At 67.6% G+C, this 20,459-nt stretch carries 18 protein-coding genes; 8 read left to right on the forward strand and 10 right to left on the reverse strand.

What is annotated here, in order from left to right; genetic code table 11:
* Positions 1-67: 67 nt before the first annotated feature.
* Positions 68-1,630 carry an acetyl-CoA hydrolase/transferase family protein gene (locus tag SJH88_RS09360; protein WP_274754306.1) on the reverse strand — a complete coding sequence of 521 codons (1,563 nt, stop codon included), beginning with the start codon at positions 1,628-1,630 and terminating at the stop codon, positions 68-70.
* A gap of 269 nt (positions 1,631-1,899) precedes the next feature.
* Here SJH88_RS09360 and SJH88_RS09365 point away from each other — a divergent pair, with 269 nt between their 5' ends.
* Positions 1,900-2,799 carry a YihY/virulence factor BrkB family protein gene (locus SJH88_RS09365; RefSeq protein ID WP_154164020.1) on the forward strand — a complete coding sequence of 300 codons (900 nt, stop codon included), beginning with the start codon at positions 1,900-1,902 and terminating at the stop codon, positions 2,797-2,799.
* 177 nt (positions 2,800-2,976) lie between these two features.
* On the opposite strand, the gene SJH88_RS09370 is transcribed toward SJH88_RS09365, so the two are convergent.
* From SJH88_RS09370 to SJH88_RS09405, 8 genes are all read right to left on the reverse strand, one after another.
* Complete coding sequence (locus SJH88_RS09370) at positions 2,977-4,425, reverse strand: aldehyde dehydrogenase family protein (RefSeq protein ID WP_274754307.1); 1,449 nt, start codon at positions 4,423-4,425, stop codon at positions 2,977-2,979.
* 33 nt (positions 4,426-4,458) lie between these two features.
* The gene (locus SJH88_RS09375) at positions 4,459-5,559 is read right to left on the reverse strand and encodes an SMP-30/gluconolactonase/LRE family protein (RefSeq protein WP_274754308.1); all 1,101 of its coding nucleotides are present in this window, start codon (positions 5,557-5,559) and stop codon (positions 4,459-4,461) included.
* 46 nt (positions 5,560-5,605) lie between these two features.
* A complete protein-coding gene (locus SJH88_RS09380; protein WP_274754309.1) occupies positions 5,606-6,943 on the reverse strand; it encodes an enolase C-terminal domain-like protein in 1,338 nt (445 codons plus the stop codon).
* Positions 6,944-6,979: 36 nt separating this feature from the next.
* A complete protein-coding gene (locus SJH88_RS09385; protein ID WP_274754310.1) occupies positions 6,980-7,963 on the reverse strand; it encodes a 2-hydroxyacid dehydrogenase in 984 nt (327 codons plus the stop codon).
* Positions 7,964-8,214: 251 nt separating this feature from the next.
* Positions 8,215-9,162 carry a Bug family tripartite tricarboxylate transporter substrate binding protein gene (locus SJH88_RS09390; protein ID WP_274754319.1) on the reverse strand — a complete coding sequence of 316 codons (948 nt, stop codon included), beginning with the start codon at positions 9,160-9,162 and terminating at the stop codon, positions 8,215-8,217.
* 60 nt (positions 9,163-9,222) lie between these two features.
* Positions 9,223-10,134 (reverse strand): 5-dehydro-4-deoxyglucarate dehydratase, encoded by a 912-nt coding sequence (gene kdgD / locus SJH88_RS09395; protein ID WP_045267600.1) that lies wholly within the window; start codon positions 10,132-10,134, stop codon positions 9,223-9,225.
* A 47-nt stretch (positions 10,135-10,181) separates the two neighbouring features.
* Positions 10,182-11,159 (reverse strand): Bug family tripartite tricarboxylate transporter substrate binding protein, encoded by a 978-nt coding sequence (locus tag SJH88_RS09400; RefSeq protein WP_274754311.1) that lies wholly within the window; start codon positions 11,157-11,159, stop codon positions 10,182-10,184.
* 236 nt (positions 11,160-11,395) lie between these two features.
* Positions 11,396-12,205, reverse strand: coding sequence for a FadR/GntR family transcriptional regulator (locus tag SJH88_RS09405; protein WP_274754312.1), 810 nt, complete (start codon positions 12,203-12,205; stop codon positions 11,396-11,398).
* 186 nt (positions 12,206-12,391) lie between these two features.
* Between SJH88_RS09405 and SJH88_RS09410 the strand changes: the two genes are divergently transcribed.
* From SJH88_RS09410 to garD, 3 genes are all read left to right on the forward strand, one after another.
* The gene (locus SJH88_RS09410) at positions 12,392-13,687 is read left to right on the forward strand and encodes a glucarate dehydratase family protein (protein WP_274754313.1); all 1,296 of its coding nucleotides are present in this window, start codon (positions 12,392-12,394) and stop codon (positions 13,685-13,687) included.
* Between the two features lie 54 nt (positions 13,688-13,741).
* The gene (locus SJH88_RS09415; protein ID WP_045265707.1) at positions 13,742-14,743 is read left to right on the forward strand and encodes a Bug family tripartite tricarboxylate transporter substrate binding protein; all 1,002 of its coding nucleotides are present in this window, start codon (positions 13,742-13,744) and stop codon (positions 14,741-14,743) included.
* Between the two features lie 97 nt (positions 14,744-14,840).
* Complete coding sequence (gene garD / locus SJH88_RS09420; RefSeq protein ID WP_274754314.1) at positions 14,841-16,394, forward strand: galactarate dehydratase; 1,554 nt, start codon at positions 14,841-14,843, stop codon at positions 16,392-16,394.
* Between the two features lie 75 nt (positions 16,395-16,469).
* Here garD and SJH88_RS09425 read toward each other — a convergent pair whose 3' ends face one another.
* The gene (locus SJH88_RS09425; protein WP_154164030.1) at positions 16,470-16,811 is read right to left on the reverse strand and encodes a YqcC family protein; all 342 of its coding nucleotides are present in this window, start codon (positions 16,809-16,811) and stop codon (positions 16,470-16,472) included.
* Between the two features lie 297 nt (positions 16,812-17,108).
* Between SJH88_RS09425 and SJH88_RS09430 the strand changes: the two genes are divergently transcribed.
* Genes SJH88_RS09430 through SJH88_RS09445 form a run of 4 tightly spaced genes read left to right on the forward strand, consistent with a single transcriptional unit; the run spans position 17,109 to position 20,393 of the window.
* Complete coding sequence (locus SJH88_RS09430) at positions 17,109-17,972, forward strand: branched-chain amino acid ABC transporter permease (RefSeq protein WP_042411940.1); 864 nt, start codon at positions 17,109-17,111, stop codon at positions 17,970-17,972.
* A gap of 1 nt (position 17,973) precedes the next feature.
* Positions 17,974-18,948, forward strand: a complete 975-nt coding sequence (locus SJH88_RS09435) for a branched-chain amino acid ABC transporter permease (RefSeq protein ID WP_042411938.1) — start codon at positions 17,974-17,976, stop codon at positions 18,946-18,948.
* The gene (locus SJH88_RS09440; RefSeq protein ID WP_043385576.1) at positions 18,935-19,699 is read left to right on the forward strand and encodes an ABC transporter ATP-binding protein; all 765 of its coding nucleotides are present in this window, start codon (positions 18,935-18,937) and stop codon (positions 19,697-19,699) included. Before SJH88_RS09435 ends, SJH88_RS09440 begins: the two co-directional genes overlap by 14 nt.
* Positions 19,686-20,393, forward strand: coding sequence for an ABC transporter ATP-binding protein (locus SJH88_RS09445; protein WP_183303411.1), 708 nt, complete (start codon positions 19,686-19,688; stop codon positions 20,391-20,393). The genes SJH88_RS09440 and SJH88_RS09445 overlap by 14 nt, the downstream gene beginning before the upstream one ends.
* Positions 20,394-20,459: the final 66 nt, after the last annotated feature.

Consider the following 20,459-nt stretch of genomic DNA (forward strand, 5'->3'; position numbering starts at 1 on the left):
TAGCTTCTAGCGCTGATGGGGCAAGCGCTAGAAGCCAATGAGGTGCTGAATTGCGTGGCGTTGCCACTCAGGCGGCGCGCAGGATCGGGGCGGGCGCGTGCATGCTGCCGGTCTTCAGGTAGCGCTGGTGCCAGGCGTAGGCTTCGTCCAGCAGGTGCGGCGTGTGCTTGCCCGGCGCATCGCGCAGTGCGCGCTCCAGGTAGTCGGTCATCGCGGCCTGGTAGTCCGGGTGCACGCATTTCTCGATGATCAAGCGCGCGCGCTGCACCGGCGCCAGACCGCGCAGATCGGCCAGGCCTTGCTCGGTGACGATGACCTGCACATCGTGCTCGGTGTGGTCCACGTGGGACACCATGGGCACGATGCAGCTGATCTTGCCGCCCTTGGCCATGGACGGCGTCATGAAGATGGACAGGTAGGCGTTGCGCGCAAAGTCGCCGCTGCCGCCGATGCCGTTCATGATGGACGAGCCCATGACGTGCGTGCTGTTGACGTTGCCGTACATGTCGGCCTCGATCAGCGCGTTCATCGAAATCAAACCCATGCGGCGGATCAGCTCGGGGTGGTTCGAGATCTCCTGCGGGCGCAGGATCACCCGCGAGCGGTAGCGGTCGATGTCGGCCAGAAAGCGTTCCATGGCCGCGGGGCTGAGCGCCAGCGAGGTGGTCGAGGCGGTGTCCAGCTTGCCCGACTCCAGCATGTCCAGCATGCCGTCCTGCAGCACCTCGGTGTAGGCGTTCAGGTGGTCGAAGGGGCCGTGGTTCAGGCCCGCCAGCACGGCGTTGGCGATGTTGCCTACGCCCGACTGCAGCGGCAGCAGCTCGGGCGGCAGGCGGCCCACCTTCACTTCGTGCTGCAGGAAGTCGATGATGTGCTGGGCAATGCGCTGCGAGTCGGCATCGGGCGGCGTGAAGCCGGCCAGCTTGTCGCGCTGCTGCGTGGGCACCACGGCCATCACCTTGCTCAGATCGCAGTGCAGGTAGGGGTCGCCAATCCGGTCGAACGGGTGCTCCATGGGAATCGGCTTGCGCTTGGGCAGCACGGCGGCGCCGTAGTAGATGTCGTGCATGCCTTCCAGCTCGGCCGGCTGGGCGCTGTTGACTTCCAGGATGATCTTGTCGGCCTGCTCCAGCCAGGTCTTGTTGTTGCCCACCGAGGTCGAGGGGATCAGGCGCCCGTCGGGCAGGATGCCCGCCACCTCGATCACCGCCACGTCCAGGTGGCCCAGAAAACCGAACCACACGTACTGCGCCACGTGCGAGAGGTGGATGTCCACGTACTGCATGCGGCCGTCGTTGATCTCTTTGCGCACCGTCGGGTCGGACTGGTAGGGCAGGCGGCGTTCGATGCCGTGGACCTTGGCCAGGGCACCATCCAGCTCGGCCGAGGTGGAGGCCCCCGTCCACAGGCTGATGCGGAAGTTGCCGCCCTGTGCGTTCTGTTCTTCAATGCGGCGCGCCAGCGCCTGGGGCACGGCCTTGGGGGCGCCAGCCGGCGTGAAGCCGCTCATGCCCAGCGTCATGCCGGACTGGATCAGGCTGGCGGCCTGATCGGCCGTCATGATGCGTTCGCGCAGGGCGGGGCACAGCACGCGGTCCGCGGGGGAAGCATGGGTGAAAGTCGTGTGCATAGGGGCGGTCTCCACGGCGGCACTGTCGTTGCATGTGCGCCTTGTTGTCTTTTTCGGGTTGCACCTTAGGTGGCAACCCGCAGTGAAACACAAGCCCCAGCCCAATGCCAGCGTAGTTGATCAGGGAAAACGCGGGTGGCGCAGAGGGTGCCAGCCGTGCTTTGGCCCACGCCGGGCGCCCCAAAAAACCGGCGCAGGCCAGCCTGGTGGGCGCGGCGACGGCATGGGCTGACACGGGGCCGACCACGGTGGCGGTCACAATCGTCGGCATGGCCCTTGCACTTTCTCGCTGGACAGCTGGCGCGGCACGACTGGCGCGCCCCTTCACCCCGTTGATCGACGCCGTGCGGCTGTGGCTGGAGGCCGACGGCCTGCGCATGAGCGCGGCCATGACCTTCTATGGCCTGCTCAGCCTGTCGCCGCTGGTCTTGCTGGTGGTTGGCCTGCTGGGCTGGTGGATGGACCGCAGCGTGGTCGAAAGCACCTTGCTGGAGCAGGTGCACGGGGTGATGGGCGAACGCGGCGCCAGCGTGGTGCAGGCGGCCATGGCCAGCGCGCAGCGGCCCGCCGAGGGGCGGCTGGCATCGCTGGTGGCCTTTGTGCTGCTGCTGTCGGGCGCCACCGGGGTGTTTGTGGAACTGCAGAACGCCCTGGACAAGCTGTGGCGCCATGGGCGCAGCGATGCCCCGCCACCGCGCAAAGTCTGGTGGAAGCTGGCCACGCTGCGCCTGCGCGGGCTGGCCTATGTGCTGGTGCTGGGCTTCTTGCTGCTGGTGACCATGCTGCTGTCCACCGCGCTGAAGCTGTTCACCCAACTGGCCGGCGCCTGGCTGGACATGGCACCGCCGGGGCTGCTCATCAGCGTGCTCAACGAAGCCGTGTCCTTTGCCGTGGTCACGGTGCTGTTTGTGGGGCTGATGCGCCTGGGCACCGGAATCCGGCCGGCCTTGCGCCACCTGGTCTGCGGCGCCGTGGTCGGGGCCGCGCTGTTCACGCTGAGCAAGCAGGCCCTGGCCTGGTACCTGTCCACGGCGGCCGTGGTCTCGGCCTATGGCGCGGCGGGGTCGCTGGTGGTGGTGCTGATGTGGATTTACGTGACGTCCGCCATCCTGCTGCTGGCCGCCAGCGTGGCCAAGGCGCTGGACCTCCGGGCTGCAGCGCCGCCCTGAGGCCGGGTGCACTTGGCGGTGCAGGGGCCTCGTGCTGCGGCAGCTGTTTTTCTAAAAACAGAGCGCCTGGCGCTTGTGGCGCCTGGGCTGCAGCCGGTTTTTGGGGTTGTGCCCGCAGCCCGGGCGTAAAAAACCGGGCCGAAGGCCCGGTATCCAGAGAAGAAAGTGGAACCCGGATTACGCCAGCGTATAGGCCGTCTTCACCGTGGTGTAGAACTCCTGGGCATAGCGGCCCTGCTCACGGGGCCCGTAGCTGCTGCCCTTGCGACCGCCGAACGGCACGTGGTAGTCCACGCCCGCCGTGGGCAGGTTGACCATCACCATACCGGCCTGGCTGTGGCGCTTGAAGTGCGTAGCGTACTTCAGGCTGGTGGTGGCAATGCCAGCCGACAGACCAAACGGCGTGTCGTTGGCCATGGCCAGCGCCTGCTCGTAGTCCTTCACGCGGATCACGCTGACCACGGGGCCAAACACCTCTTCGCGGTTGATGCGCATGCCGGCTTCGGTGTCCACGAACAGCGTGGGCGCCATGTAGAAGCCGTCCTTGCCGCTGCCCGTGTGGCAGGCCACGCGGGCGCCACCGGCGGCGAGTACCGCACCTTCGGCCTTGGCGATCTCCACATAGCTCAGGTCCTGCTCCAGCTGGGCCTGGCTGACCACCGGGCCCATGTCGGTGCCGGCGGCACGCGCATCGCCCACCTTGATCTGGGCCATGCGCGCCTGCAGGGCCTCGATGAAGGCCGGGTAGATCTGGTCGGTCACGATGAGGCGGCTCGAGGCCGTGCAGCGCTGACCGGTGGAGTAGAAGCCGCTTTGCGCCGACAGCTCCACCGCCTGGTTCAGGTCGGCATCGTCCAGCACGATCTGCGGGTTCTTGCCGCCCATCTCCAGCTGCACCTTCTTGCCATGCTTGACACAGGCCTCGGCAATGCCGCGGCCCACGCCCACCGAACCCGTGAAGCTGATGGCCGCCACATCGGGGTGGTTGACCAGGGCTTCCCCGATCACACGGCCTGGGCCCATGACCAAGTTGAACACCCCGGCCGGGATGCCCGAGCGGTGGATGATGTCGGCCAGGGCCCAGGCGCTGCCTGGCACCAGATCGGCGGGTTTGAGCACCACACAGTTGCCGAAGGCCAGGGCCGGGGCGATCTTCCAGGCCGGGATGGCGATGGGGAAGTTCCAGGGCGTGATCAGGCCGACCACGCCGATGGGCTCGCGCGTGATCTCCACGCCAATGCCGGGGCGCACCGACGGCACGGTCTCGCCCGACAGGCGCAGGCATTCGCCGGCAAAGAACTTGAAGATCTGGCCAGCGCGGCCGACTTCGCCAATCGCTTCGGGCAGGGTCTTGCCTTCCTCGCGGGCCAGCAGCTCACCGAGTTCGGCCTTGCGGGCCAGGATCTCGGTGCCGATCTTGTCCAGGGCATCGGAACGCGCCTGGATGCCCGAGGTGGACCAGGCCGGGAAGGCGGCAGCGGCGGCGGCCACGGCGGTGTTCACGTCCGAGGCACCGCCCTGGGCGTACTCACCGATCACATCGGACAGGTCGCTGGGGTTGGTGTTGGGGGCGTAGGACAGGCCGGGGGTCCATTGGCCGTTGATGAGGTTGTGGTACTGGGTCATGGGGGTACTGGGGGATGAAAGAGGGACTGTGTGTCACACGGGGCCATGTGTTTCCACATAGAGCGCGTAGAGGGAGTGGCTGCTGGCCATGTAAAGCCGGTTGCGCTTGGGGCCGCCGAAGGCTAGGTTGGCGCAGCGTTCGGGCAGGCGGATGAAGCCGATGGGCTTGCCCTGCGCGTTGAACACCTTGACACCGTCCATCTCTTCGGATTTGCCCAGGGGCAGGTGGGCCTGCATGCCGCCGCCGATGTCGGTGGCCTCGGGGGCGAAGGCGCCCGAGAAGCCCCAGCCGCACCACAGGTTGCCGTCGCGGTCCACGCGAAAGCCATCCAGGGCACCGGGGCCGGCCGCGTCGATCAGCTTGGTCTTGTTGGACAGGGTGTGGCCATCGGCCGCGACATCGAAGCTCCAGACACTGCGGTGGGGCGTGCCCTTCCATTCGACGACGTAGAGCTTCTTCTCATCGGGCGAGAACGCCAGGCCGTTGGGGTTGACGATGTCGGTGATGACGGCGGTGATCTGGCCGTCCCGGCCGATGCGGTAGACATTCGTGGTGGCTTGCTCGGGTGTGGCGCGCGATCCTTCCCACTCGCCATTGATGCCGAACAGCGGGTCGGTGAACCAGATGCTGTCGTCCGACTTCACGACCACGTCGTTGGGTGCATTCAGGCGCTTGTCCTCGAAGCGGTCGGCCAGCACCGTGATCTGGCCGTTCTTCTCGGTGCGCACCACGCGGCGCGTGACCGAGTGCTCGCAGCTGATCAGTCGGCCCTGGCGGTCGCAGGCGTTGCCATTGGCATAGTTCACGCCCTCCTTGTGCACCGAGAAGCGGCCGGTCTTTTCCTCGTACTTCATCAGGCGGTTGTTGGGGATGTCCGACAGGATCAGCGTGCCCGTGTCCGGGAAGTAGGCCGGCCCTTCGGCCCAGCGCATGCCGCTGCCCAGCTGCTCCACGGTGCTGCTGTAGATGCGGTACTTGGCAAAGCTGGGGTCCAGGATGTAGACGGCCGGGTCCGGGTAGCGCTGGTTCGGCACAAAGCCGAAGGACTGCGCACCGACGCTGGCGCCGATGGCACCCAGTGCCGAGGCTCCCACGCCCTGCAGCAGGCGTCGGCGGTTGAGGGTGGATGGCATGGCGTGTCTCCTGTGTGTGTCGAGGGGGAACCAGGCGCGGCGGGGTTCAGCGCACCATGCAGGGGCGCTTGTTGTCGAACTTCCAGCCGGGGATCAGGTGCTGCATGGCAATGGCGTCGTCGCGCGCGCCCAGGCCGTGTTCCAGGTACAGGGCATTGGCGCGCTGCAGCGCGGCGCGGTCCACGGTCACGCCCAGGCCGGGGGTCTGGGGCACTTCCACGAAGCCGCCCTTGATCTGCAAGGGTTGCTGCGTGAGGTACTGGCCGTCCTGCCAGATCCAGTGCGTGTCGATGGCCGTGACCTTGCCGGGCACGGCGGCGGCCACGTGGGTGAACATGGCCAGCGAGATGTCGAAGTGGTTGTTGGAGTGCGAGCCCCAGGTCAGGCCCCAGTCGCGGCAGGTCTGGCCCACGCGCACGGAGCCGGCCATGGTCCAGAAATGCGGGTCGGCCAGGGGGATGTCCACGGACTGCAGCGATAGGGCGTGCACCATCTGGCGCCAGTCGGTGGCGACCATGTTGGTGGCCGTGGGCAGGCCGGTGGCACGGCGGAATTCGGCCATGACTTCGCGGCCCGAGAAGCCACCTTCGGCGCCGCAGGGGTCTTCGGCATAGGCCAGTACGCCGCGCATGTCGCGCATCAGGCGGATGGCGTCCTTGAGCAGCCAGCCGCCGTTGGGGTCCAGGGTGACGCGGGCGTCGGGGAAACGCTGGGCCAGCGCGGTGACGGCCTCGACCTCCTGCTCGCCGGCCAGCACGCCGCCCTTGAGCTTGAAGTCGTTGAAACCGTAGCGCGCGTAGGCGGCTTCGGCCTGGCGCACGATGGCCTCGGGCGTCATGGCCGTCATGTGGCGCACCTGGTGCCAGTCGTCCGTGCCCAGTGTGTCTTCGCCGGGCTTGACGTAGTCCATGCCGGTCTGGTCGCTGGGGCCCACGAAGAACAGGTAGCCCAGCATTTCCACGTGGTCGCGCTGCTGGCCTTCGCCCAGCAGGGCGGCCACGGGCACGCCCAGGTGCTGGCCCACCAGGTCCAGCAGGGCGGATTCGATGGCGGTCACGGCGTGCACGCCGATGCGCAGGTCAAAGGTCTGCAGGCCGCGGCCGCCGGTGTCGCGGCCTTCCAGGGATTTCTGCACCTCTTGCAGCAGCTGCAGGTGCTGGCCGATGGAACGGCCGATCAGCACCGGCTTGCTGTCCTCCAGCGCCTGGCGAATGCCTTCGCCGCCGGGTACCTCGCCCACCCCCGTATGGCCCGCGCTGTCGTGCACCAGCACGATGTTGCGGGTGAAGTAGGGCGCATGCGCGCCGCTGAGGTTCATGAGCATGCCGTCGCGGCCGGCGACGGGGATGACTTCGATTTCGGTGATGGTCGGGGTGCTGGACATGGCGGTCTTTGGGGGCGGTGTCGGAAAAGGAAAGGGCTATGCGGCGGCGGCCGTCTGCTGCGCGGCCGACCAGGGCACTTCGGCCTCGGGCTCGCCCGTGGCGATGAATTGCGCCAGGTTGCGCAGCACCAGGTCGGCCATGGCGCGGCGGGTCTCATGCGTGCCGCTGGCGATGTGCGGGGCCAGCACCACGTTGTCCAGGGCCAGCAGGGCGGCCAGGGGGCGGGGCTCGTCCTCGAACACGTCCAGGCCGGCACCGGCGATGCGCTGGTGCTGCAGGGCCTCGGCCAGGGCGGCCTCGTCGACCACGCTGCCGCGGGCCACGTTGACCAGGAAGCCTTGCGGACCCAGGGCGGCCAGCACCTCGGCATTCACCAGGTGGCGTGTGCCGTCACCGCCGGCGGCGGTGATGACCAAGATGTCGGCCCAGCGTGCCAGCTCCAGCAGCGAGGGCAGGTACTGGTGGGGCGAGCCTTCGACGGGGCGGCGGTTGTGGTAGGCCACGTCCATGTCGAAGCCCGAGGCGCGGCGCGCCACGGTGCTGCCGATGCGGCCCATGCCGAAGATGCCCAGGCGCTTGCCGCTGGCGCGGGTGTGGATGCCGAAACGGCCCTGGCTCCAGCCGCCGCGGCGCACGAAGCGGTCGGACGCGCTCAGGCCGCGCGTGGCGTCCAGCAGCAGGGCAAAGGCCATGTCGGCCACGCAGTCGTCGAGCACGCCGGGCGTGTAGCCCACGCGGGCACCGCGGCGCAGCAGGGCGTCCTGGTCCAGGGCGTCAAAGCCCACGCCGAAGCTGCTGACGAACTTGAGCTGGGGCAGGGCGTCGACCACGCGCGCAGGCAGGCCCAGGGCGGCCGTGGTGACCAGGTATTCGAACTGCGCACCGTGCTCGGCCAGGAAGCGGTCGGGGTCGGGCTGCTCGGACAGCAGCGTCACCGCATAGGCCTGGGCCAGCTCGGCATCGAGCTGGGGCAGTGGCATCTTGCCGTATTGCAGAACGCGTGGTCGGGTGGTCGCCATGCTGGGAAATCCTTGGAATTTGCTGGGGCCTGAAGCCCCGGTGGAAAGGGCCTGCCGGGAGGCAGGCCTGCGGAGATGGCTTGTGGTCCAACCCACGTTTCTATCTCAGTGGCCCGTCGTGCGCGGGGTCCCCCAGGCCGTTGGAAACGGACGCGGCCAGAGGCAGTGGGCACCGCGCACGGGTCGCCCCGCCCGGATCCGGCGCAGCCAGAATGGGCGAAGGGGCAAAGCGACGCAGGCGGTGCGGCATGTCAATCCGCCGTGATTTTTCGGGTCTGGATCAACTGCTTCCAGCGTTCGTTTTCCTGGGCCTGGAAGCGCGTGAATTCCTCGGGCGTGTTGCCCACGATCTCCAGCCCCTGCTCCAGAAAACGTTTGCGGATGTCGGGCTGCTGCACGGCGGCAATCGCGGCCTTGGCCAGCTTGGCCTTCACATCGGCGGGCAGGCCCTTGGGGGCGGCCATGCCTTGCCAGGAGTAGACCTCGGCGCCCTTGACTCCGGCCTCGGCCAGCGTGGGCACATCGGGCAGCACGGGCGAGCGCTGGGTGCCGGTCACGGCAATCGCGTGCAGCTTGCCGCTGCGCAGGTGGGGCAGGACGGCATTGACGTTCTGAAACGAGAAGTCCACCTGGCCGCCCAGCAGGTCGGTGATGGCCGGTGCGCCGCCCTTGTAGGGCACATGCATGGCCTCGGTGCCGGTCTGTTGCCAGAACAGCTCGGCCGAGAGGTGGTCGGAGGAGCCATTGCCCGAGCTGGCGAAGCTGATCTTGCCCGGGTTGGCCTTGAGGGTGGCGATCACCTCGGCCACGGTGCGGGCCTTTTGCGAGGTGCTGGCGACAAGCACGTTGGGCGCCTGCACGGGGATGGTGATGTAGTCGAAATCCTTGCTGGCGTCGTAGGGGACGTTCTTGATCAGGTGGGGCGTCACCACGAAGGGGCCCAGTGAGGCGACGAGCAGGGTGTAGCCATCGGCCGGGGCGCGCTTGACGGCGCCGGCGCCGATGGTGCCGGTGGCCCCAGGACGGTTTTCCACCACGAAAGGCTTGCCCAGCTGCTCTCCCATGCTCAGGGCCACGGCACGGGCCACCATGTCGGTGGAGCCGCCGGCCGGGAAGGGCACGATGACGTTGACAGCCTTGTCCGGAAAGCTGCCGGAGGCCTGGGCCGAGAGTGCGAGCAGGGCGCCCACTGCGATCAGTATTTTTTCATGCGCGTGTCTCCTGGGGCCGGCAGGTGCGGGCACCTGCCGGGGATCGGTTTATTGGGGGCCGAGTTTGTCGATCAGGGCCTTCAGCTCTTCCACCTCGTGGGGCTTGAGGTCCGACAGCGGGGCGCGCACCGGGCCGGCATCGTGGCCGACGATCTTGGCGCCGGCCTTGATGATGCTGACGCCATAGCCTTCCACGCGGTTGCGGATCTGCAGGTAGGGCATGAAGAATTCCTTGAGCAGCTTGTGCTGCGTGGCCTGGTCGTCGGTGCGCACGGCTTCGTAGAACTGCATCGCCGTCTTGGGGATGAAGTTGAAGACGGCGGACGAGTACACGGGCGTGCCCAGGGCCTTGTAGGCGGCGGCATAGACCTCGGCCGTGGGCAGGCCACCCAGGTAGGAGAAGCGGTCGCCCATCTTCATGAAGATCGAGGACATGGTCTCGATGTTGCCCATGCCGTCCTTGAAGCCCACCAGGTTGGGGCAGCGGTCGGCCAGGATGGCCAGCGACTCGGGGGTGAAGCGGCTGCGGTCGCGGTTGTAGACGATGACGCCGAACTTCACGCTCTTGCAGACCTGCTCCACGTGGGCGATCAGGCCTTCCTGGCCGGCTTCGGTCAGGTAGTGGGGCAGCAGCAGGATGCCGTGGGCGCCCAGGCGCTCGGCCTCCTGGGCGTGGGCGATGGCGGTGCGGGTGGGGCCGCCGGCGCCGGCGATGATGGGCACCTTGCCGCGGCAGGTGTCCACCGCGGTCTTGATGATCTGGCCGTATTCCTCACCGTACAGCGAGAAGTACTCGCCCGTGCCGCCGGCGGCGAACAGCGCGCTGGCGCCATAGGGGGCCAGCCATTCCAGGCGTGCGGCATAGCCCTTGGCATTGAAGTTGCCCTGGGCATCAAAGTCCGTCACGGGGAAAGACAGCAGGCCGGAGCTCATCACTTGTTTCAGGTCTTGGGGGGTCATGGTGTTCACGGAAGAAAAGGGTGGACGGGAGAGAGGAAAAACGGGGGTCAGTCGAGCTTGAGGCCGACTTCTTGCACCACCTTCTGCCAGCGCTGGCGTTCGGTGCTGATGAAGCGGGCGGTCTCGGCGGGGTTCATGGTCACGACCTCGGCGCCCTGGCCGGTCAGGCGTGCGCGCACTTCCGGGTTGCGGATGGCGGTCACCAGGGCTTCGTGCAGGCGTTGCACCACGGCTTCGGGGGTCTTGGCCGGTACGACCACGCCCTGCCAGGTGCCGGTCTCGAAACCGGGCACGCCCTGTTCGGCGATGGTGGGCACGTCGGCGGCCAGGGGCATGCGGGCGCCCTTGGACAGGCCCAGCAGCTTCAGCTTGCCGCTTTGCACATGGGGGAAGGTGGCCAGCATGCCGTTCATCAGCACCTGGGTCTGGCCGGCGACGGTGTCCTGGATGGACTGCACACCACCCTTGTAGGGCACGTATTCCCACTTGGCGCCGGTGGCGCGGGCCAGCTCCACGCCGGCCAGGTGGGGGGCGCTGCCGGTGGCGGTCACGGCGAAGTTCAGGTCCTGCTTCTTGGACAGGGCCACCAGTTCCTGCAGGTTGTTGGCCGGCACCGAGGGGTGGACCACCAGCAGGTGGGGCGAGTAGGCCAGCATGGCCGTGCCGCGCAGGTCCTTGCCCAGGTCGAAGGGCAGCTTGGTGTACAGCGAGGGCGAGATGGCCAGCGCGCCCAGGTCGCACAGCAGAATGGTGTGGCCGTCGGGCTGGGCCTTGGCCACGAAATCGGCACCCAGGTTGCCGTTGGCGCCGGGCTTGTTCTCGATGATCACGGGCTGCTTGAGCTGCTGCGTCAGCAAGGGACCGATGGTGCGCGCAATGATGTCGGAGCTGCCGCCTGGGGGGTAGGGCACGACCAGGCGGATGGGTTTGCTGGGCCAGGCATCGGCCGCCAGCAGCGGGCCGGTCAGCAGGCTGGTGGCCGCCAGGGCCAGTAGTGAGCGCAGGACGCGAGAGCGACGGACCATGGTGCTTGTCTCCTTGTTGTGATCAGTCATCATACAACTAGGGGTTTGCAATTCCAAGCCGTCGAGTACTAGGGGAAACGCGGGGATGGGCGGTCCTGGCGCTGGCGGGTGGTGGGCGCTTTGAGGGTCAAAATGCCCGTTGGCGCAGGTGCATCAAGCGCCAATAGCTATGGTTTTTGTTTTGCCGCGTTGGCTGCCCACGCCGTGGTGCGCGGCGGGCGCGGCCCGACCGGGGTTCAGGCGTCGGCGCTGGGCTGGGCGGACTGGCTCAGGCGCTGGGCCAGGCGCAGGCGTTCGCGCGAGTTGGTCAGGTGGATGCGCATGGCCGCGCGGGCCGATTCCGGATCCTGGCGCTCGATGGCGGAATAGATTTCCTCGTGCTCCCGGTTCACGCGGCGCAGGTAGTCGGGGTCGCGGGGCGAGGTGTGGATGGAGGTGATGCGGTTGCGCGGGATCAGCAGGTTGCCAAAGTGCTCCAGGATGTCCTGGAAATAGCGGTTGCCCGTGGCCTGCGTGATGCTCAGGTGGAAAGCCAGGTCGTAGGCCACCGTGTCGTTGCCCTGGGCGAAGTGGTATTCAAAGGCCTCCAGCGCGGCGCGCATGGCCTCCAGGTCCTGGGGCTGGCGGCGCTGGGCCGCCAGGCCGGCGGCCTCGGTCTCCAGGCTGATGCGCAGCTCCAGCACGGCCAGCACATCCACCGATTCGCTGAGTTCATGGGCGCTGAGCACCGGTCCCGGGTTGTGCCGCGTCGGCAGCACGAAGGTGCCGATGCCGTGGCGGGTTTCGACCAGGCCGGCGGCCTGCAGCTTGGACAACGCCTCGCGCACCACGGTGCGGCTGACGTCGTAATTGCGCACCAGCTCGGACTCGGTGGGCAGCTTGTCCCCCTCGCGCAGCAGGCCCTGGCGGATCTTGTGGCCGAACTCCTCCGACAACAGGCTGGCCAGGTTGCGGCTGCCGCGCCCGGCTTTGCTGCGCAGGGCAGCACCCCCCTGGGGCACGGAAGTGGCGGGGGCTTGGGGTAATTCCGATGTCAGGCTGCGCATGGGCATGATGATAATCGCTTTATGTTGTATGACAACGTACCTCGAAACCTGTGTGACCCAGCCCGGGTCACCCCCTGTCGCTGCCCTGGCCGCTCGCTTGCGGGTGCCGGGCGGCAGGCGGCGCCCGCGTTCCCGGAACGCTGGATACACAGGCCTGCGCCCGATATCCATCCCTGATCTTGCACGATGAGTACTTCCCACGCGATCCGCCACATCCGCATCACGCCCATTGCCTTCCGCGATCCCCCGCTGCTCAACGCGGCCGGTATCCACGAGCCCTGGGCCCTGCGCTCCATCATCGAGATCGAAACCGCCTCGGGCCTGGTCGGCATCAACGAAAGCTATGGCGACCAGCCCATGCTGGAGGCGCTGGCCAAGGCCGCGCCGGCCCTGGTCGGCCTGTCGCCCTGGGCGCTGAACGACATGGAGGCCCGCGTGGCGGCCCTGGTCACGCCGCCCAAGCTCACGGCCTCGGAATTCCTCGGCCAGCAGGTCTCGCTGGCCCCGGGCACCCATGTGTCCAAGACCGTGGCCAAGGTGGTCAGCGCCTTCGAAGTCGCGATGCTGGACCTGCAGGGCCAGATGGCCCAGGCGCCCATCGTCGACCTGCTGGGTGGCCCTGCGCGCGACCGCGTGCCCTACTCAGCCTATCTGTTCTACAAATACGCCGAGCACGTGGGCCAGCCCTACGCCCCTGACGCCTGGGGCGAGGCGATGACGCCAGCGCAGCTCGTGGCCCAGGCCCGGCGCATGATCGACCAGTACGGCTTCCAGAGCATCAAGCTCAAGGCCGGCACCCTGCCACCCGAGCAGGAGGCCGCCGGCATCCTGGCCCTGGCCGAGGCCTTCCCCGGCACGCCGCTGCGCATCGACCCGAATGGCAACTGGACCGTGGAAACCAGCCTGCAGATCGTGCAGCAGCTGCGCGGCGTGCTGGAGTACTACGAAGACCCGGCCCCGGGCCTGGACGGCATGGCCGCCGTGGCGCGCGAATGCGATGTGCCCCTGGCCACCAACATGGTGGTGACCGACTTTGCCGAATTCCGCCGCAATGCCGGCATGGGCTGCCCGGTGAAGATCGTCCTCAGCGACCACCACTACTGGGGCGGCCTGCGCGCCACGCAGCGCCTGTCCACGCTGTGCCAGACCTTCGATCTGGGCCTGTCCATGCACAGCAATTCCCACCTGGGCGTGAGTCTGGTGGCCATGACGCACCTGTGTGCCAGCGTGCCGCAACTGACCTATGCCTGCGACACCCACTATCCCTGGCAGGACGAGGAAGTCGTCGAAGGCGGCCGCCTGCAGTTCGAGCAGGGCAGCCTGCGCGTGCCCACCACCCCCGGCCTGGGCGTGACGCTGGACCGCACGGCCCTGGCGCGCCTGCACGACAACTACCTGCACTGCGGCATCCGCAACCGCGACGACTTGGGCCAGATGCGCAAGTACGACCCATCCTTCACCGGCCACCAACCCCGTTTTTGATTCACCCATCCACAGCGCAAGAAGACGCTTTTTGTTCCACAGGAGACAACCACCATGCAACGTCGCACCCTGATCCAGCACACCCTCGCCGCCAGCTCCCTGCTGCTGGGCGCATCCATGCTCGCCGCGCCCGCCCTGGCCCAGGGCAACTGGCCCACCAGCAAGCCCATCACCTACCTGGTGCCCTTTCCACCCGGGGGCAATACCGACACCCTGGCGCGCGTGATTTCCCAGCCGCTGAACAAGGCGCTGGGCACGTCGGTGATCATCGAGAACAAGGGCGGCGCCGGTGGCAGCGTGGGCTCGGCCCTGGCGGCCCGTGCGCCCGCCGATGGCTTCACCATCCTGGGTGGCACCATCAGCTCGCACGCCATCAACGTCAGCCTGTACTCCAAGCTGGACTACGACCCCGTCAAGTCCTTCACCCCCATCGCCATGCTGGGTTCCGGCCCGCTGGTGCTGGTGGTTCCGGCGTCCAGCCCCTACAAGACCCTGGCTGAAGTGCTGGCCGGCAGCAAGTCCAAGGCTTCGGCTGGCGGCCTGACCTCGGCCTCGCCGGGCAACGGCACCTCCAACCACATGGCGATGGAGTTGCTGGCCTACCAGACTGGCGTGAAGTTCACCCACGTGCCCTACAAGGGCAGCGGTCCTGCCGTGCAGGACGTTATGGGCGGGCAGGTGGACATGATGTTCGACACCGCCCTGGTCGTGGGCCCGCACATTCAGGCCGGCAAGCTGCGTCCGATTGCCGTCACCAGCTCCAAGCGCCTGGAGTCGCTGCCCGATGTGCCCACGATCGCCGAATCCGGCGAAAAAGGCTTCGACATGGGTTCCTGGCAGGCCGTGTTTGCGCCGGCCGGCACCCCCAAGGCCGTCGTCGACCGCCTGCACGATGAGATCATGAAGATCGTGGCCACGCCCGAGGTGCAGGCCCGCCTCAAGAGCTTTGGCATGCAGCCTTCGCGCATGACGCCCGCCGAGCTGGCCGAGTTCCAGAAGGCCGAAGTGACCAAGTGGGCGGCCGTGATCAAGGCGGCTGGCATCAAGGCCGACTGAGCCCACCCCTGTGCGCGCTGTGCTGCCGCCTCCGGGCGGCGGTTGCGGTGCGCGGGGTCCCGCGTGCGGGGCCCCGGATAACCGAGACGAGATTGTCATGAGCACCCCCCTTCCCCTTGCCATCACCATGCACGCGGCCGACAACGTGGCCATCATCGCCAACGATGGCGGCCTGCCTGCCGGTGCCGTGCTGCCCAGCGGCCTGACCCTGCGTGACGCCGTGCCCCAGGCGCACAAGGTGGCCCTGGTGGACATCCCCGCTGGCGGGGTGATCCGCCGCTACAACGTGGCGATTGGCTACGCGCTGCAGCCGATTGCCGCTGGCAGCTGGGTGCACGAAAAACTGCTGCAGATGCCCGAGGCGCGCTCGCTGGAAGGCCTGCCGATCGCCACCGTGCAGCCGCCCGTGCTGGAGCCGCTGGAGGGCTACACCTTCGAGGGCTACCGCAACGCCGACGGCTCCGTGGGCACGCGCAACATCCTGGCCATCACCCAGACCGTGCAGTGCGTCGCCGGCGTGACCGACTTTGCCGTGCAGCGCATCAAGGCCGAGCTGCTGCCCAAGTACCCCAACGTGGACGACGTGGTGGCCCTGGCCCACACCTACGGCTGCGGTGTGGCGATTGACGCCCCCGATGCCGTGATCCCCATCCGCACCGTGCGCAACCTCAGCCTGAACCCGAACTTCGGCGGCGAGGTCATGGTGGTCAGCCTGGGCTGCGAGAAGCTGCAGCCCGAGCGCCTGCTGCCCCCGGGCAGCTTTCCCATCGTGGACGAGCGCGAGCAGGCGCTCGACGTGGTCTGCCTGCAGGACGAGGCCCATGTGGGCTTCATGTCCATGGTCGACTCCATCCTGCGCCAGGCCGAGCAGCACCTGCGCCGCCTCAACGCGCGCCGCCGCGAGACCGTGCCGGCCAGCGAGCTGGTGGTCGGCGTGCAGTGCGGCGGCAGCGATGCCTTCAGCGGCTTCACGGCCAACCCTGCCGTGGGCTTTTGCACCGACCTGCTGGTGCGCGCGGGCGCTTCCGTGATGTTCTCGGAAGTGACCGAGGTGCGCGACGGCATCGACCAGCTGACCTCGCGCGCGTCCTCGCCCGAGGTGGCCGAGGCCATGATCCGCGAGATGGCCTGGTACGACAATTACCTGAACAAAGGCCGCGTGGACCGCAGCGCCAACACCACGCCCGGCAACAAGAAGGGCGGCCTGTCGAACATCGTGGAAAAGGCCATGGGCTCCATCGTCAAGAGCGGCAGCGCCCCCATCACGGGCGTGCTCTCACCCGGCGAGAAGCTGCAGCGCAAGGGCCTGACCTATGCGGCCACGCCGGCCAGTGACTTCATCTGCGGCACGCTGCAGCTGGCGGCCGGCATGAACCTGCACGTGTTCACCACGGGCCGCGGCACGCCCTATGGGCTGGCCGAGGTGCCGGTGATCAAGGTGGCCACGCGCCACGACCTGGCGCGCCGCTGGCACGACCTCATGGACATCAATGCCGGCACCATCGCCACGGGCGAGAAGACGATTGCCGACGTGGGCTGGGAGATGTTCCAGTTCATGCTGGACGTGGCCAGCGGTCGCAAGAAGACCTGGGCCGAACAGTGGAAGCTGGCCAACCAGCTGGTGCTGTTCAACCCGGCGCCGGTGACCTGAGCGATACGTATCGCACCCTGCAAAAAGCGCTGCCTCGGCAGCGCTTTGCTTTTGGGGGTGGTGCCCGGGTGTGGCCTAGCCCGCGGCGGCCACGGTCAGTGTGGCATCGATCCGGGCCAGCACCTGCAAGGCCGTGGCGTGGGGGCCCTGGGGAAAGCGGTTGTTCCATTCGTGCTCGGCCAGCGGGTGCACGCTGCAGTTGCCGGGCAGGGGGGCGTTGGCGTCCAGCAGCGCATGCAGGCGCGGCACGAACACCCACTGCAGCCATTCCTCGATCTGCAGGGTGTCGTACATGAAGGGCATGGTCGATGCCAGGGCCTGTTCCGACGGCGGCTGCGCGCCCCACAAGGCGGCCGCGCGCAGTTCGGCTTCCAGTTGCTGCAGGTGGTGGCGCAAGGTGGTGGATGTATCGCTCATGGTGCGATTGTCCCCGCTTCGCCAATCCCTGACAGGTCACCGTGGTTGCCCTCATAAGGTTTCCCCGCAGGCCGCGTCAACTAGGTTACTGCGCGGGCCTTCAAACCTTCGGGGTTTGCCCGGAATTGTTCTGCATAGCGGAATTTCCCACTGTTTATTTGCGAAAGCTGGCCCTAGTCTGGACTGACAGCGGGGTGCCGGCCAGCGCTGCCAACCGATCAAGGAGACAGGGATGCAGAACAACACCACGGCCGTTGGCGCAGGCGTGCGCGACGGCCACCAGGGCAGGAGGGCGTGATGGACGTTCTTTTGCAGCAAGTGCTCAATGGCCTGACATTGGGCGGTATCTACGGGCTGGTGGCGCTGGGGCTGACCCTGGTCTACGGCATCTTGCACGTGCCCAATTTCGCGCACGGTGCGTTCTACATGGTCGGTGCCTTCGTCGCCTTCCATGCGATGAACGCCTGGGGCCTGGGCTACTGGCTGGCGATGCTGGTGGCCGCAGGCGTGGTAGCGGCGATGGCCGTGGTCAGCGAGCGGCTGGTCTTCACGCCGCTGCGCAATGCCTCGGGCATCCACCCCATGGTGGCCGCCATCGGCGTGCTGCTGTTCCTGGAGGCGGCGGCCCAGGCGCTCTGGGGCGCGGATTTCCAGCGCATGCAGACGCCCTACACCAGCATCATCGACCTGGGCGGCGTGACCGCGCCGGCCCAGCGCCTGCTGATCATTGCCGCAGCCTTTGCGCTGATGGTGGCGCTGCACCTGTTCCTGACGCGGACGGTGGTGGGTTCGACCATCATCGCCATGGCGCAGAACCGCGACGGGGCCTCCATCGTCGGCATCGACGCCCAGCGCGTGGCCATGCTGACCTTTGCCATCTCCGGCGTGCTGGCGGCCGTGGCGGCCACGCTGTACGCGCCCATCAACCTGGTCTACCCGGCCATGGGCCATCTGGTGATCACCAAGGCCTTCGTGATCATCATCCTGGGCGGCATGGGCAGCATTCCCGGTGCCATCGTGGGCGGGCTGATCATCGGCTTTGCCGAGAGCTTCGGCGCCTACTACATCTCGACCGACTACAAGGACATCATCGCCTTCGTGCTGCTGGTGGTGATCCTGTCGATGCGCCCCGAGGGCCTGTTTGCAAAGAGGGGGCGCTGAGATGCAATCTTTTATCGATAGCAAACTGGCCTGGGGGTTGCTGCTGGCAGCCAGCCTGGCCTTCCCCTGGGTGGCGGGCAACGACTACCACCTGACGGTGATGAGCACGGCCTACATCTTCGCCATCGCCACGCTGGGGCTGAACCTGATCACGGGCTACACCGGCCAGCTCAACCTGGCGCATGCCGGCTTCATGGCCGTCGGGGCCTACACCGTGGGCATCCTGACCGTGGACCATGGCTGGAGCTTCTGGGCTGCCTTCCCCATGGCGGGGGTGGTGAACGTGGTGCTGGGCTATGGCGTGGGCCTGCTGTCGCTGCGGCTGAAGGGGCACTTCTTTGCCATCTTCACCCTGTGCGTGGGCTACATCATGTTCCTCATCATCGAGAAGTGGGAGGGCCTGACGCACGGCACGGTGGGCATCATGGGCATCCCCGCGCCCGAGCCGATCGGCGCCATCAGCTTCGAGTCGCCGCTGGCGCTGTACTACCTCACGTTGGGCTTTCTGGTGCTGGCCGTGTGGGCCATGCGCCGCATCGTCAAGTCGCTGCTGGGGCGCACCTTCATCGCCATCCGCAACAGCGACGAGCTGGCCGAGGCGCTGGGCATCAACCTGATGCGCAACAAGACCCTGGCCTTCATGCTCAGCGTGTTCTACGCCGGCATGGCAGGCGGGCTGTACGCGGGCTTCGTGCGCTTCATCGGCCCGGATCTGGCCGGCACGCACCACACCTTCGACATGATGATCTTCATGATCGTCGGCGGCCTGGGCACGGTGCTGGGCCCGTTGCTGGGCGCCATCGGCATGCCGTGGCTGACACAGTCGCTGCAGTTCCTGCAGGAGTACCGCTTCATCGTCTTCGGCCCCATCCTGGTGGCGCTGGTCATCTTCCTGCCCCACGGCATCGTGGGCAGTTTTCTGGCGTGGCGCGCGCGCCGTGCGGCCAAGGAGGGCCGGCCCCATGCTCAAGATTGAACACCTGACCAAGCGCTTCGGCGGGCTGGCGGCGGTCAACGACGTCAGCACCGTGATCGAGGCCGGCAAGATCAACGCCATCATCGGCCCCAACGGTGCGGGCAAGACCACGTTCTTCAACCTGATCAGCTCCATGCACAAGCCCACCAGCGGCACCATCACCTTCAATGGGCGCGATGTGACCTCGCTGCGCCCGGACCAGGTGGCGCAGCTGGGGGTGGCGCGCACCTTCCAGGCCACGTCGCTGTTCGACAAGGCCTCGGTGCTGGACAACCTGATCGTTGGCCACCGCCTGCGCACGCGCTCCGGCCTGTGGGATGTGCTGCGCGGCTCCAGCCGCCTGCGCGAGGAGGAGCGCGTGTGCCGCGAGAAGGCGCGCGATGCGCTGGACTTTGTTGGCCTGTCGCACATCGCCCACCGCCTGGCGGGCGACATCACGCAGGAGGAGCGCAAGCGCGTGGCCTTTGCGCTGGCGCTGGCCACCGACCCGCAATTGCTGCTGCTGGACGAGCCGGCCGGCGGCGTGAACCCGGAGGAGACCGAGGGCCTGGCCCAGCTGATCCGCAAGTTCGTGCGCCACGGCATGACGGTGGCGTTGATCGAACACAAGATGGGCATGATCATGAGCCTGGCCGACAAAATCCTGGTGCTGAGCTATGGCGAGAAGATCGCCGAAGGCACGCCCGACGAGATCCGCCGCAACCCGGCGGTGATCGACGCCTACCTGGGGAGCGAGCATGCTGAAGTTTGAGAACGTCTCGCTGAAATACGGCAGCTTCCTGGCGCTGGACCAGGTCAGCCTGCATGCCGACCAGGGCGAGCTGGTGGTGCTGCTGGGCGCCAACGGCGCCGGCAAGAGCTCGCTGTTCCTGACGGCCAGCGGCATCCACAAGGCTGCTGGCGGCTCCATCACCTGGAACGGCCAGGAGCTGGTGGGCCGCAAGCCCTCGGCCATCGTGCAGTCCGGCGTGGTGCAGTGCCCCGAGGGGCGCAAGCTGTTCCCACAGATGAGCGTGCGCAAGAACCTGGAGCTGGGCGCCTACGTGCACCGCCGCGACCCGGGTCCCAGTCGCCAGACGCTGGAGGAGGTGTTCGCCCTGTTCCCCATCCTGCGCGACAAGCAGCACGACCCGGCCGGCTCGCTGTCGGGCGGGCAGCAGCAGATGGTGGCCATCGGCCGCGCCATGATGGGCCGCCCCCGGGTGCTGCTGCTGGACGAACCCTCGCTGGGCCTGGCGCCCCTGGTGATCAAGCAGATGTTCGAGGTCATCCAGCGCATCAATGCGGCCGGCACCACGGTGCTGCTGGCCGAGCAGAACGCGTTTGCGGCGCTGAAGATCGCCCACCGCGCCTACGTGCTGGAAAACGGCCGCATCGTGCGCGAAGGCGCGCCCGCGGCGCTGCTGGCCGATGACTCGATCCGCAAGGCGTACATCGGGGCATGACACCCCCTGAGGCGCTGTGCGCCTTCCCCCGCTCTGGCGGGGCCCGCCCAAGGGGGGCGACACCAG

It is taken from the genome of Comamonas sp. GCA5, from assembly GCF_036541385.1.
Lineage (GTDB): Bacteria > Pseudomonadota > Gammaproteobacteria > Burkholderiales > Burkholderiaceae_C > Comamonas > Comamonas aquatica.